Source organism: Chitinophaga sp. GbtcB8 (assembly GCF_019091455.1).
Classification (GTDB): domain Bacteria; phylum Bacteroidota; class Bacteroidia; order Chitinophagales; family Chitinophagaceae; genus Chitinophaga.
Map to the genome: position 1 here is coordinate 26,635 of NZ_JAGXJN010000017.1, position 12,797 is coordinate 39,431.

The 12,797-nt window shown below is 48.8% G+C and carries 11 protein-coding genes; 6 read left to right on the forward strand and 5 right to left on the reverse strand.

Annotation, left to right across the window (positions count from 1 at the left end):
* Nucleotides 1-5 precede the first annotated feature (5 nt).
* The 6 genes from KVT36_RS16185 (at nt 6) to KVT36_RS16210 (ending at nt 6,360) form a co-directional block, all read left to right on the forward strand.
* A complete protein-coding gene (locus KVT36_RS16185; RefSeq protein ID WP_217604517.1) occupies nt 6-1,043 on the forward strand; it encodes a hemin-degrading factor in 1,038 nt (345 codons plus the stop codon).
* A 219-nt stretch (nt 1,044-1,262) separates the two neighbouring features.
* Nucleotides 1,263-1,577 carry a DUF6686 family protein gene (locus KVT36_RS16190; RefSeq protein WP_217604518.1) on the forward strand — a complete coding sequence of 105 codons (315 nt, stop codon included), beginning with the start codon at nt 1,263-1,265 and terminating at the stop codon, nt 1,575-1,577.
* A 27-nt stretch (nt 1,578-1,604) separates the two neighbouring features.
* A complete protein-coding gene (locus KVT36_RS16195; protein ID WP_217604519.1) occupies nt 1,605-3,647 on the forward strand; it encodes a TonB-dependent siderophore receptor in 2,043 nt (680 codons plus the stop codon).
* Nucleotides 3,648-3,678: 31 nt separating this feature from the next.
* Nucleotides 3,679-4,752: an HmuY family protein gene (locus KVT36_RS16200; RefSeq protein ID WP_217604520.1), complete on the forward strand. Its 1,074-nt coding sequence runs from the start codon at nt 3,679-3,681 to the stop codon at nt 4,750-4,752.
* Nucleotides 4,753-4,873: 121 nt separating this feature from the next.
* The gene (locus KVT36_RS16205; RefSeq protein ID WP_217604521.1) at nt 4,874-5,797 is read left to right on the forward strand and encodes a DnaJ C-terminal domain-containing protein; all 924 of its coding nucleotides are present in this window, start codon (nt 4,874-4,876) and stop codon (nt 5,795-5,797) included.
* Between the two features lie 104 nt (nt 5,798-5,901).
* Nucleotides 5,902-6,360, forward strand: a complete 459-nt coding sequence (locus tag KVT36_RS16210) for a response regulator (protein ID WP_217604522.1) — start codon at nt 5,902-5,904, stop codon at nt 6,358-6,360.
* Here the strand turns inward: KVT36_RS16210 and KVT36_RS16215 are convergent.
* From KVT36_RS16215 to KVT36_RS16235, 5 genes are all read right to left on the reverse strand, one after another.
* The gene (locus KVT36_RS16215; RefSeq protein ID WP_217604523.1) at nt 6,355-6,567 is read right to left on the reverse strand and encodes a hypothetical protein; all 213 of its coding nucleotides are present in this window, start codon (nt 6,565-6,567) and stop codon (nt 6,355-6,357) included. The genes KVT36_RS16210 and KVT36_RS16215 overlap by 6 nt on opposite strands.
* Before the next feature lie 217 nt (nt 6,568-6,784).
* Nucleotides 6,785-9,943, reverse strand: a complete 3,159-nt coding sequence (locus tag KVT36_RS16220) for an efflux RND transporter permease subunit (protein ID WP_217604524.1) — start codon at nt 9,941-9,943, stop codon at nt 6,785-6,787.
* 68 nt (nt 9,944-10,011) lie between these two features.
* Nucleotides 10,012-10,311, reverse strand: a complete 300-nt coding sequence (locus KVT36_RS16225) for a DUF190 domain-containing protein (protein ID WP_217604525.1) — start codon at nt 10,309-10,311, stop codon at nt 10,012-10,014.
* A gap of 24 nt (nt 10,312-10,335) precedes the next feature.
* Nucleotides 10,336-11,361, reverse strand: a complete 1,026-nt coding sequence (locus tag KVT36_RS16230; RefSeq protein WP_217604526.1) for an efflux RND transporter periplasmic adaptor subunit — start codon at nt 11,359-11,361, stop codon at nt 10,336-10,338.
* Nucleotides 11,361-12,614, reverse strand: coding sequence for a TolC family protein (locus KVT36_RS16235; protein WP_217604527.1), 1,254 nt, complete (start codon nt 12,612-12,614; stop codon nt 11,361-11,363). Before KVT36_RS16235 ends, KVT36_RS16230 begins: the two co-directional genes overlap by 1 nt.
* Nucleotides 12,615-12,797 lie beyond the last annotated feature (183 nt).

Consider the following 12,797-nt stretch of genomic DNA (forward strand, 5'->3'; position numbering starts at 1 on the left):
TAACCATGAACAATACAATTACCAATAACCTGAAAGCTCAATGGCAGGTTTACCGCCAGCAAAATCCGAAAACCAGGATCCGGGATGCCGCCCGCGCCCTGCAGGTAAGCGAAGGCCAGCTGGTAGCCGCCTGCACCGGGAGCACAGTACTGCATTTACAGAATGATTACCCCGCTTTGCTGCAACGCATGCCGGGCATAGGAAAAGTAATGGTGCTTACCCGCAATGAAAGCTGCGTAATGGAAAGGAAAGGTGTGTTTGAAGATGTGCGCACAGAAAGCCGCCATGTAGGCGTGGTAGTAGGTAAAGATATAGACCTGCGCATGTTCTTTTCAAAATGGATACATGGGTTTGCCGTAAAGGATGATGAAGCGCTGGGCTTCAAAAACTCCTTACAGGTATTTGACGGGCAGGGTAATGCCGTGATCAAAATATATACGGTGGCGGATACTAACCTGGCCACCTGGGAGCAGCTGGTGCAGGACTTTACCGCAGAGGAACAAGCTGCTGATATTACTATTACGCCTGCCGCTGCCGCACCCACCTATTCGCAAACGATAGATGCCAAAGCATTTTTGGATGAGTGGGCAGCATTGCAGGATACGCACGACTTTTTTCCGCTGCTCAATAAATACAAAGCCGGCCGCCTGCATGCGCTGGAAATAGCAGAAGGCCGCTTTACCCGCAAGGTAGCTGTTACCTGTGTAAAACTGCTGCTGGAACAGGCTGCAGCCAGCGGCCTGGAAATTATGGTATTTGTGAGCAACCATGGCAACATTGAAATTCACACCGGGCCGGTACATAAGATCGTGGAAATACCAGGATGGATCAATGTAATGGACCCTGACTTTAACCTGCACCTGAAAACAGATGATATTGCCCAATGCTGGGTAGTAGAAAAACCATCTGCAGACGGTACGGTTACTTCTATAGAAGTATTTGATGCAAATAATGAAATGATCGTACAATTCTTTGGCAAGCGTAAGCCCGGCCAGCCGGAGCTGGCGCAGTGGCGGGAGCTGGTGCATTCCTTTTCCCTTTAGCGTAAATACTTTTCCTGATCCGATCATCACTACTACTTACTGCTGCTTATTTTTGTATTGCCGTTCTCCGCCGGCGTATATAACAACATCTTTTTTCAGCATAATAGTTTTTTACGAATCTATGAAACCCATCTGTCTGCCCGCTATGCCGGCCAGGTACTTGCATGCGTATGGCGGGTATGACAGGCCAATAACAGCAGTTTGTTAAACAAGTAGTGTATGTGCGAAACCAGGATACTGGCCCGGAAAGGCCAGATGCATATAGGACATTGTATGCATTGTAAAACCGTTTTTCTGTGGCATGGCAATGTACTGCTGCATTTTACCCCGAACGACTTTGTACAGTTCAGCAAAACGCTGGAACACCGGGAATTTTGCGATCACTCGCTGCCTTTTCCGGATGATGAGGAAAGGGTGATCATTCACACGCCCTGCCAGGATATCAGCTTCACCTTTACCAAAGCGGAATGGGAAGCCCTGCGGGCAGCGGTGGAAGAGGCTTTGCTGATGCAGCAGGTGTATGCGCTGATATAAGCATACCAACAATAAATCAAATACCTGATGAAACAATTGATGGCACTATTCTTTTGCTGCCTCCTATGCCGCATAAACAGTTTTGCGCAGGATACCACTGTTCAGTTAAAGGATGTGGTAGTAACCGGGCAATACCAGGCCCAGTCTGTTAAACAATCCGTGTACCGGGTGCGCACCATTAACAGCGAACGTATTCAGCAACGGGGCGCTACGGATGTATTGGGGGTGATAAGCAATGAGCTGGGTATCCGCTTGTCTAACGATGCTACGCTGGGAGAAACAGATGTAGAGCTCATGGGCATGCCGGGCCAGAATGTAAAGGTATTGCTGGATGGCGTACCGCTGGTAGACCGTGGCAGCACCAAACAAAGCTTAAGCCAGGTAGATGTTAACTCCATTGAACGTATTGAAATTGTAGAAGGACCTATGTCTGTAGTATATGGTACAGATGCGCTGGCCGGCGTCATTAACATCATCACAAAAAAACGTACGGATAACCTGACGGTTACAGCCCGCGTGCAGGAAGAAACCGTGGGTACGGAGTACAAGCCCTTTAATAACAAAGGGCTGCATAACGAAAACATAGGCCTGCAATGGGGCCATGGCGGCTGGTTTGCCAATGGCGGTTATACCCGTAATAATTTTGGCGGCTGGCAGGGCGATTATACCGGCCGTAAAAAAGAATGGCATCCGAAAGACCAGTCTTTTGCCAGTGGGATGTTAGGTTACGGCAACCGTACCTGGGAAGTATGGTACCGGCTGGATTACCTGCATGAGAATATTAAAAACCAGGGCGATATTAATACCGGCAACTACAAAGCCACTGACCAGTTTTTTTATACCAACCGTTATACCCACCAGGCGCAGGCCGCCTGGAAACCCGGTGAGCGCCTGAGTGTGAACGGAGCGCTCTCTTACCAGGACTATCAGCGTAAAACAGAAACCACCATTAAAGATTTTCGTACCAATATCGCTACGCTGTCGGGCGATGCCAGTGCACAGGACGTATCTAAGTTCAGTACCATTTTTTTCAGGGGCACCGTACAATATAAAATATCAGATGGGGTATCATTGCAACCGGGTGTGGAATATAAAAGAGATGCCAGCAGCGGCCAGCGTATTGAAGGCTCGCCGGTGATCAGTGATTATGCCTTTTTCGCATCTGCAGAAGTGAAACCGGCGGCCTGGCTCAACATCAGGCCAGGGCTGCGTTTCAGTAAAAATTCTGTGTATGATGCGCCGCCCCTGATCCCTTCCGTTAATACCAAATTTGCATTAAGAAAAGACCTGGACCTGCGCCTGTCTTACGCGCGTGGTTTCCGGGCGCCTGCATTACGCGAATTATATTTTTACTTCTTTGATGCCAGCCATTCCATTAAAGGAAATCCCAGCCTGAAGGCGGAATATTCGCACAGCGCAAACGGCTCACTTAGCTGGCAGGTCCTTAGTAAAGATCCGCTGCATTACACCATTGCTTTGAGCGGTTTTTATAATGATTTCAATAACCTCATAGATATTGGGTATGATGCGGCTGACCCCAGTATCAGCACTTACATCAACATCAATAAGTTTAAAACTACCGGGGGCATGCTGGAACATACCCTGCAATGGAAAAACCTGCAGGCCACGGTAGGATTTCTGTACATAGGCCGCTACAACCGTTTTGCAGATGATACGGCTTATGCCAAAACGGGCAGCCCGCCCACCTTTACGTGGACGCCGGAAGTAAATGCAAATATCATCTATCACATTAAGCGTATAGGCGCTACCGTAAATGTGTTCTACAAGTTCAGCGGGGTACGGCCTACCTATGAGCTGGTGACTGTAAATAATGCGGAAGTAGTGCACCTGGCAAAAACAGCTGCTTTTCATTATGCGGATGTTACGGCTTCCAAACGCATTAACAAATACCTGACACTGAATGCAGGGGTGAAAAATGCGCTGAATGTGGACCGGCTTAAAAGCACCTCTGCAGATATCGGGCAGGCGCATAGCACAGGCGGCCCGGTGTTAATGTGGTATGGGCGCTCTTACTTCCTGGGGCTGAATTTCCGCTGGGCAAAAAATTAAGCATTAATAATTAAGCATTAATAAATAGAACATGTACACAACAAAACATTTACAGGCAGGTGGGCAGCGTATGCGGCAGATTTTTGTATGCCTTACCTTAATAGCAGCACTCAGCGCCTGCAGCAATGATGATGATACTATACCGGTTATACCACCTTCCGATGGTTCCGAAATGAAGCTGGATGGCGGTGGCGGCACCGGCGCGCCCAATGCGGTGTTTGTAGATCTGAGCGCAGCCAAACAAACTTCAGTAGCCCGCATAAGCTGGGATCTTGGATTTTATAGCGGCGCAGATTACCGTGTGATCCTGAACTATACCTCTTCCCTGTCTGTAAAAGCCCTGGCTAAAACAGATCTTACACAGGTTAGCCTGACGGATACCGTTGGTATTAGCCTGGCCCTGGGACAGGGAGCCGGCACCCTGGATATGGTGGACGATGTATATGGCGACCTGTCCAAAACAGCCATAGCAGCGGTATCTGCTACGGACGCGGAAAACAAGGTATACCTGGTAAAACCGGAAACGGCCAATGCTGCAGATCCAAAAACCTGGTATAAAATAAAGATCAGCCGTAATGGTAGCGGTTATAAGCTGCAATACGCCAGGCTGGATGAAACAGCCATTCAAACTGCTGATATCAGCAAGGACGGCAACTTTAATTTTACCTTCTATTCCTTCACCACCAATAAGGTGGTAACGGTGGAGCCTAAAAAAGCGGAATGGGACATTCAATGGTCATACGGTGTGTACCTGACCGGCGGTGGCGGGGTGTTCTTACCTTACCTGTTCTCTGATTTTGTGTACAGTAACAACCTTGCCGGTGTACAGGCAGCAGAAGCCACTACGGCCGATGGGTTTAGCTATGATACCTTTGCAGCTGCGGACCTTTCCAATACCAAACTGGTATACAGCGCTACCCGCGATGCTATTGGCAGTAAATGGCGGGTAACTTCCGGGGCAACGGTAGGCATAAAAACAGACCGCTTTTACGTGGTAAAAGATGCCGGCGGCAACTACTATAAGCTGAAGTTCATCAGTGCCGGGATAGGGCAGGATGGCGGCCAGCGCGGATATCCTGAAATTGCGTATAAATTGATAAAGTAAGTGTGAAAAGCACAAGGGCAGGGGTTGGCGTTAGCCGGCCCCTTTTTTATGCCTGCCGGTTATCCGGTAAAAGTGACAGCAGTATGGGCGGTGGTATATTTATTGATATCTTTAGTGCATTATGGAATTCAAGGATTATTATAAAATACTGGGCGTAGAGAAGGGGGCAACAGAAGCGGAGCTGAAAAAGGCTTACCGCAAGCTGGCTGTCAAGTATCACCCGGATAAAAATCCTGGTGACAAAGCGGCAGAGGAAAAGTTCAAGGAAATAAACGAAGCATACGAGGTGCTGGGCGATCCTGAAAAACGGAAAAAGTACGACCGGCTGGGTGAGAACTGGAAAAATTACGAGCAGCACGGCGGCCGCGCCCAGGATTATGACTGGGGCCAATGGGGCAGCGGCGGCCAAACCTATAGCTACCAGGGGAATGCGGAAGATATGTTTGGCGGGGAAGGCGGTTTTTCCGACTTCTTTGAACAGCTGTTCGGCCGGTCTTTTGGCGGCGGCAGCAAGCGCCAGCAAAGAGCCACACGGGGCCAGGATATTGCGGCTAACATGGAAGTATCCCTGGAGGATGCCTATGCAGGTGGCCCTAAGCAGGTGAACGTAAACGGATCACGGTTAAATATAAAGCTCAAACCCGGCCTGTATGAAGGGCAGGTGATACGCCTGAAAGGCAAGGGAGTACCGGGCCGCAACGGGGCAGAAAACGGCGACCTGCTCATTACCATACATTTAGCGCCGCACCCGCAGTTTGAGCTGAAAGGCCAGGATGTGTATGCTGATGTACCGGTAGACCTTTATACAGCTGTACTGGGCGGTAAAATTGCCGTGCAGGGCCTTGGCGGACCGTTGAATATGAATATCCCGGCAGGCACCGACAGCGGGCGGATCTTTCGCCTGAAAGGCATGGGCATGCCATCCTTCAATAATGCCTCCCAGCCGGGAGACTTGTACCTGACGGCCATGATCCACATTCCCCAGCATTTGAGCGAACAGGAAAAGGAGCTGTTCACACAGCTGGCTAACCTGCAAAAGAAATAACCCGCCAGGGTAAAACATGATTCAGCAGATTTTTTGACAGACAGCAGTAAAAGCGTACTGAACAAACAACAATTGTTGTAAATTTAGCTTTAAACCCAATTTGAATGATCATTAACGGTAATGGCCATACCAATAAGAAATGCATATTGGTGGCGGACGATGATGCCGATGACAGGGAGTTAATAAAAGTAGCTTTTGAGGAGAATGAGGCAGATACAGCCATCTATTTTGTGGAGAATGGAGAAGAGTTAGTACACTACCTGCATCGGCAGGGGAAGTATAAAGACGAGGGAAATTATCCCTTTCCCAGCCTGATACTGCTGGACCTGAACATGCCTAAGAAAGACGGCAGGGAGGCCCTTCGTGAAATAAAAAGTCATCAGCAGCTGAAAGCCCTGCCTATGGTCATCCTCACCACTTCTACAGCAGCCAAGGACATTGTACATTGTTATGAGCTGGGCGTGAACAGCTATATGATCAAGCCGGCTAATTTTTCCGACCTGGTGCAATTTGCAGCTATGTTACATGCTTACTGGTTTAACACCGTGCAGCTGCCTTTATAAGACTTGTTTGAAGAAATCTGTTTCCCTTGCCCACTCAAGAAGAAAAGATACCAGGAAATAACCCGATGATATGATCATCAGTCCTAATGCAAGTAATCCAATTTTGAAGAATGCCTTAATACTAAGAAGATCTGCTGCATTTGCGGCATAGGTAAGGAGTGCGAGTAATGCGCCGGTTACGAGTAGGGTAAGGGCAATTTTTTTCATTGATGAATTTAAATTGACGGGTATCTATATACCCTATACGAAGCATCAAAGATATCATCTTTGGCGATAGAAATAATCAAACCCGGCATGGTTTGAACTCCCTCAGAAATAATTATTTTTTTACCATGTAAAAAGGGCTGGCTAAAAGGCGCGAAGAACATTGTTGCAACATTAAAAACAGCAACCTTCAAGCCAGTAAAAAAGATGTTATAACACTTTATGCCGCCGGATCATTTTCTGTGGTATCAGCCGGCTTTTTCTTCCCGCTGCGGCCTTTTTCCACCCACCAGTATAACGGCGGTATAATTAATGGTGCAAACAGCAATGTGCTGGTTAAGCCACCTATGATCACAGTGGCCAGGGGGCGCTGCACATCCGAACCAATACCCGAAGAAGTAGCGGCAGGTATTAAACCTGCAATAGCCACTACCAGGATGGACAGGAGCGCGCTTAACTGCTCCCTGGAGGCCAGGTACACGCTTTCCTTCAGCTCATGATCGCCCGTGAGCTTTAAGCGGGTGATAGCTGATACCAGTAACACACCTGCCATTACCGAGATACCAAAAATGCTTACAAAACCTACGCCTGCCGACACATTAAAATGATACCCGCGTATGAACAATGCCATAATACCGCCGGCCATGGCAAAGAAAATGCAGCTGATGGTAACCGCTGTATGCGGCATGTTGCGGAACAGCATAAACAGCACCAGGAACACCATTACAATGGTTAACGGAATGGTGAATGAGAGCTGTTTGCTGGCTCTTTGCAGGTTCTCATACTGCCCGCCGTAAATAATGGCATAACCTTTTGGTATGTGCAGCTGCGCATTTATTTTGCTGCTCACTTCCTTTACAAAACCGCCCTGGTCGCGCCCGCGTATGTTGGTGCGCACAGTGATCATACGTTTGTTGTTGTACCGGTAAATGTTCGTTTGCCCCTGCACGTAGTCTATGCTGGCCAGCTGGTTCATGGGCACCAGCGCGCCCGTAGCAGCCGTTACCTGCAGGTTTTTCACGGCTTCAATGTTGTTGCGGTTCTCTGCTAAATAGCGGATCACAATATCGTAACGTTTAGTGCCATCATACAGGGTGCTGATGGCTTTGCCGCCAATAGCCGCTTCAATAATGTTCTGTATATCTGCCACGTTAATGCCAAAACGCGCGGCATTTTCCCGGTTAATGTTAATAGCTATCTGCTCCTGCGGGCCTTCCTGCTCAATGTTCACGGATTCTGAGCCGGCCATGTGCTGCACAATATTGGCAATGGTATCTGCTTTGCCGCGCATCATGGTCAGGTCGTCGCCTACAATGGAAATGGCCAGGTCTGCGGCGCTGCCGGTTACAATTTCCATTACCTGGTCAATAATAGGCTGGCCGGAGGAGAAGTGCACTGCGGGCATGGCCCGTTCCAGGTCGTGGCGTATGCTGGTTACCAGTGTTTTTTTGGAAATGGTATCGCTCCACAATTTATACTCCTTTAAGCCCACCAGGATCTCATTACGGTTAGCCGGGAAGGGATCGGTACCATCATCATTTCGGCCGGTTTGCGTGATCACAAAATCTATCTGCGGATATTTGGCAATGATCTCCCTGATCTTAGGTGCGTACCGGGCATTTTCCTGGATGGTGATACCAGATGGGAAGTTGCCGCGTAAAAAAATGGAGCCTTCATCCAGCTCCGGCAGAAACTCAGAACCCAGGCTGCCGCCTGCCAGTATCAGCATCACTACTATTGCAAAACCGCCAATGACGGATGTTTTGGGGCGTTTTAATACTGTGCGTAATGCTTTACCATACCCATTTGCCAGGAAGGTAAGCACCACATTTTTATGCTCTTTCAGCGGTTTACCCTGCCCGCTGAATGCTTTCTTATATGCAAAGGATATTAGTACCGGTATCAAGGTGAGCGCTGCCAGCATGGAGCCTATTACTGCAAAAGCCAGTGTAAGGGCCATGGGTGAGAACAGCTTGCCTTCCACACGCGTCATCAGCAAAATGGGCATGTAAGCCAGTATAATGATGGTAACAGAGAAGAAGATCTCCCGCCCGACTTCCTGTGCAGAGAGTAAGGTGAGGGCGATGATGCCTTTGCGTTTTTCTTCCATGGGCGCCGTGCGGTACGTTCGTATCAGGTGCTCCGCCATTACGCAGGCGCCATCTACAATAATCCCAAAGTCAATAGCGCCCAGGGAAAGCAGGTTGGCCGGTATGCCGGTGAGGCGCATTAATATAAACGCAAACAGCAATGAGAAGGGGATGGTAAGCGCTACTACCAGTGCGCTGCGCAGGCTGCCCAGGAAAAACACCAGGATAATGATCACGATGGATACCCCTTCCAGCAGCGTATGGCCTACGGTTTCCAGGGAGTGATCGATCAGAAAGCTACGATCATATAAGGTGCGCAGCTTAACGCCTTTGGGCAGCTCATCTGTTTCCAGGTCGGCAATGCGTTCTTTTAATATTTTTAATACTTCACTGGGGTTTTCGTAGCGGCGCAGAAGTATGATGCCTTCTACGCCATTATTGGAGCTTACGCCGGCGCTTTTAATAGTATACCCCATTACGCCACTGGGCGGTGGCGGCGCAATTTCCACGGTACCTACATCGCGCAGGAACACCGCCATGCCATTGCTTTCCGTGAGTACAATGTTCTCAATATCTGCTTCTGTTTTTACGGCGCCCAGGCTGCGCACGGCAAATCCCTGCTCGCCGCGGGCAATAATGTTACCGCCGGTGTTCCGGTTGTTCTTTTGCACGGCGTCTATTACATCTTCCATGGAAAGGCCGTACTTCCGCAGCTTGTCGGGCGAGGTAAGAATGTGGTATTCCTTTAGCGGTCCGCCAAAGGTGGTAATATCCGCAATGCCGGGTACCTGCAGCAGGTAAGGTTTAATAACCCAGTCCTGCAGGTCGCGTATATCAGTGGGGGTATAGGAGGGCGGGGCTTCTACCACGTACCGTAATATTTCCCCTACAGCAGTGGTCAGGGGCGCCAGCTCAGGACTTACACCATCCGGCAATTCGGCGGTGGCTATACGCTCATTTACCTGCTGCCGTGCAAAATAATCGTCGGTGCCGTCTTTAAAGGTTAGCTGCACTACGCTTAAACCAAAAATGGTGCGGCTTCTGCGGTCCAGCACATTGGGTGTGTTCTGCAAAGCCCTTTCAATAGGAATGGTAACCTGCTGCTCTACTTCTTCTGCTGCCCGGCCGGGATACTGCGCTACTATGATCACGTTGGTATCTGCAATATCCGGGTAGGCCTCTATTTTCAGCATAGTAAAGCACCAGTAGCCAATACCCATCAGGGCAGCGCCCATGAGTATAACGGCCCAGCGGTTCTTAAGCGAGAATATTAATAAGTTACGAATCATCTGATCTTAGATTTCAGATTTTAGATTACGATTTAATGGATGGCAGACCGGATTGTAAATCGTAAATCTCAAATCCTCTCCACCGGGTTCACTACAATAAAACCGCTGCTTATTTCCTTGCGCAGGGCTTTCAGCGCGTGTCTTACCTTTTCATCATCATCAATAAAAGTGATCAGCATAGGTGGTTCATCAAAGCTGAACCAGCTATCCGGCCGTTTCAGCTGGTGATGCACTCCAAAACCTATTTGCCCACGGAATGCAGTGGCGCCGGCTATTTTGTGCCGGATCAGGAACCGCATGATGAACTCATATAAGGGCTGTGCACCGTATACTTCGTCTTTGTCAATATAGATCTGTGCCTGAAGCATGAGGAAACGATGTTTTGAAGTTTTTCAGTATCCGAAACTTAATCCCTTTAACTGCATTACGCCATTCACCACTACCTGCTCGCTTCTTTCAAGGCCTTTGTAAATATTCACCCGGTCGCCTATTTGCAGGCCGGTGCTTACTTCCTTTCTTTCAAAGGTGGAGGGCGCTGTTTTTATAAATACGTAGCTGCGGCCCTGTGAAGTAATGAGCGCAGATTTGTTAATGCTGATCATGTTGCTGCTGCTACGCTCCGGGTCCGGCTTTACCGGGAAAGTTACCGTGGCAAACATACCGGCCTTGAGCTGCTGGCCCGGGTTGCTGATGCGGATGCGCAGCTTTACCATACGGGTGGTATTATCTATTACATCGGCAACATTTTCGATCTTGCCATTAATATGCATTTCCGGGAAAGAGGGCAGCACCATGGAACAGGCATTGCCTTCTTTTACATTACTGATCTGCGTTTCCGGTATATCGCAAATTACATAGGCGGTGCCGGGTGTGGCAGTACGTAAGGCTACCGGTTCAAAACCACCTGCTTTTAACCTGGCCTCATGTTCAATAATAGCGGCTCTTTCATTAGCCAGGTTGGTTTGTTCCATAGACAGCGCTGCCTGTGCATCCAGCAGGTCCTTGCCGGTGGCGGCTCCGTGGTTAAACAGGTCCTGCGCACGGTCCAGCTCTATTTTACGTTGTTTGATATTGATATCCTGTATATGCCGGATGTTGATCATGTGCTGCATCAGCTGTGTGTAGCTGCTTTCCAGGTCAGGGTTATCAAACAACACTACGTTCTGCGCGCCTTCCTGTGAAGTTAGTACGGTAGCGGCTATACGCGCAGGGGCATGCAGCTCACCGGAAAGGGCAGAGTCGCCGGCAGGCTCTGTCTGGAAAAAAGATACCATGGCTGTATCTGTAAAGGTGATACGCTTGCCATCATTCTCCACTTTAGGCACCGGGTCTGCCTCTGCGGTGGCTTCCTTTTTTTTATGGGTACATGCTGTTAAAAGCAGGCACGCCGTTAAAAAATATGTGGTTGTCCTGTTCATTATAATTGATTAATAAGGCCGGTTACAAATAATAATTGCAGATAGCTTTGGTAGTAGGATTGCAGCGCATCATAATACAGCAGGCGCGTATCATACCAGTTACGCTGGGCATCCAGAAAATCTATAATGGTGGTGCCGCCGCGCAGGTATGCATACTTCACATTATCCAGGATCTGCTGCGATTGTTGTAACACCCCGTTATATTGCTGTATGTTATTTTTTTGCACCACATAGGTTTTGTAGGCCGTGCTCACATCTGTTTGCACCTGCAGCTGTGTGGCCTGCAAGCTTTGTTCTGCCTGCGCTTTCTGGATCTCTGCTTTTTTGATCTGTCCCTGGTTACGGTCAAAAATGGGCAGGCTAATGGTGCCAAAGAAACCAACGTATGGCACGGAGTTCTGCGGGTTATAGATCACGCCCAGCTCCGGCTGCGGCCAGGAAAGGGATCTCTGGTAATGAATGCTGCTGGTGGTTTGTGCAATGGTGCTTTTTACCAGCATTACATCTGAACGGTTTTCCTGGCTCTGGTTAATTAAACTATCCAGCGTGGTAGTGGGTATTAATGTTTCCACGGCGCTGCTGGTATCTACCTGCACGCTGTCTGCCGCACCGGTTAAGAGTTTCAGGGTTGCCAGCTCATTGTTATAATCCTGGAAGAACACGGTTAACTGCAGGTTATATTGTTGCAGCAGCACCTGTGTACGGGTAAGGTCTGTTTGTGTGATCACCTGGTTTTTGTAACGCAGCTCATTGATCTTTACCAGGCTATCCAGGTTGGCGCGGCTTTCCTGCAGCAGGGTAAGCTTCTTTCTCAGCACCCAGGTGTTAACCCAGCTGCTGCCTACGTTCCAGGAAAGGTTACGTACATTTTCCTGGTAGGTATTATTGGCAACTGCAATAGTCTGGTTAGCGGATTCAATTTTATACTTACGCTGGCCCGGCCATTGTATTGGTTTGGTCAGCTGCCACCATACCTGCCGGTTGCTGTTATCAGACCATTTGGTGCCTGCCGGGAAATGCCCTGCATCAGCCAGCTGCAGGGTTTGATTGTTGAGATTAGGGTTAGGCCGTAATTTGGCAGTGATCACATCTGCCTGGGCAGCGCCAATATTCAGGTACTGTGCCTTCAATACCGGGCTGCTTTGCCGTGCCGTGTCTATGGCGGAGGACAGGGTAAATACTGTTTGGGCAACAGCATCTCCGGCGCCTGCAAGCAGGAAGGTAGCCACAGCAATAACAAGCTTTGGGTTCATGCTAATAGTTTACCACATTTTTAGATTACCGGGATAAAGTTCAACAAAGTTCATGCTCGCCTTGTTGTACAGTGCTGATTTTAAGGGTATTTTAAGAGGTACCTTAAAAACAGCTTAGAATGCTATAATTACCTATTAACAAACATTTACGCATAGGGTTCATCCAAAATAGAAAACCGCCTA

What these genes read in the sequence shown, in the direction of transcription:
- KVT36_RS16185 (WP_217604517.1), top strand. Translation starts at nt 6, where the DNA reads ATGAACAATACAATTACCAATAACCTGAAAGCTCAATGGCAGGTTTAC.
- KVT36_RS16190 (WP_217604518.1), top strand. Translation starts at nt 1,263, where the DNA reads ATGTGCGAAACCAGGATACTGGCCCGGAAAGGCCAGATGCATATAGGA.
- KVT36_RS16195 (WP_217604519.1), top strand. Translation starts at nt 1,605, where the DNA reads ATGAAACAATTGATGGCACTATTCTTTTGCTGCCTCCTATGCCGCATA.
- KVT36_RS16200 (WP_217604520.1), top strand. Translation starts at nt 3,679, where the DNA reads ATGTACACAACAAAACATTTACAGGCAGGTGGGCAGCGTATGCGGCAG.
- KVT36_RS16205 (WP_217604521.1), top strand. Translation starts at nt 4,874, where the DNA reads ATGGAATTCAAGGATTATTATAAAATACTGGGCGTAGAGAAGGGGGCA.
- KVT36_RS16210 (WP_217604522.1), top strand. Translation starts at nt 5,902, where the DNA reads ATGATCATTAACGGTAATGGCCATACCAATAAGAAATGCATATTGGTG.
- KVT36_RS16215 (WP_217604523.1), bottom strand. Translation starts at nt 6,567, where the DNA reads ATGAAAAAAATTGCCCTTACCCTACTCGTAACCGGCGCATTACTCGCA.
- KVT36_RS16220 (WP_217604524.1), bottom strand. Translation starts at nt 9,943, where the DNA reads ATGATTCGTAACTTATTAATATTCTCGCTTAAGAACCGCTGGGCCGTT.
- KVT36_RS16225 (WP_217604525.1), bottom strand. Translation starts at nt 10,311, where the DNA reads ATGCTTCAGGCACAGATCTATATTGACAAAGACGAAGTATACGGTGCA.
- KVT36_RS16230 (WP_217604526.1), bottom strand. Translation starts at nt 11,361, where the DNA reads ATGAACAGGACAACCACATATTTTTTAACGGCGTGCCTGCTTTTAACA.
- KVT36_RS16235 (WP_217604527.1), bottom strand. Translation starts at nt 12,614, where the DNA reads ATGAACCCAAAGCTTGTTATTGCTGTGGCTACCTTCCTGCTTGCAGGC.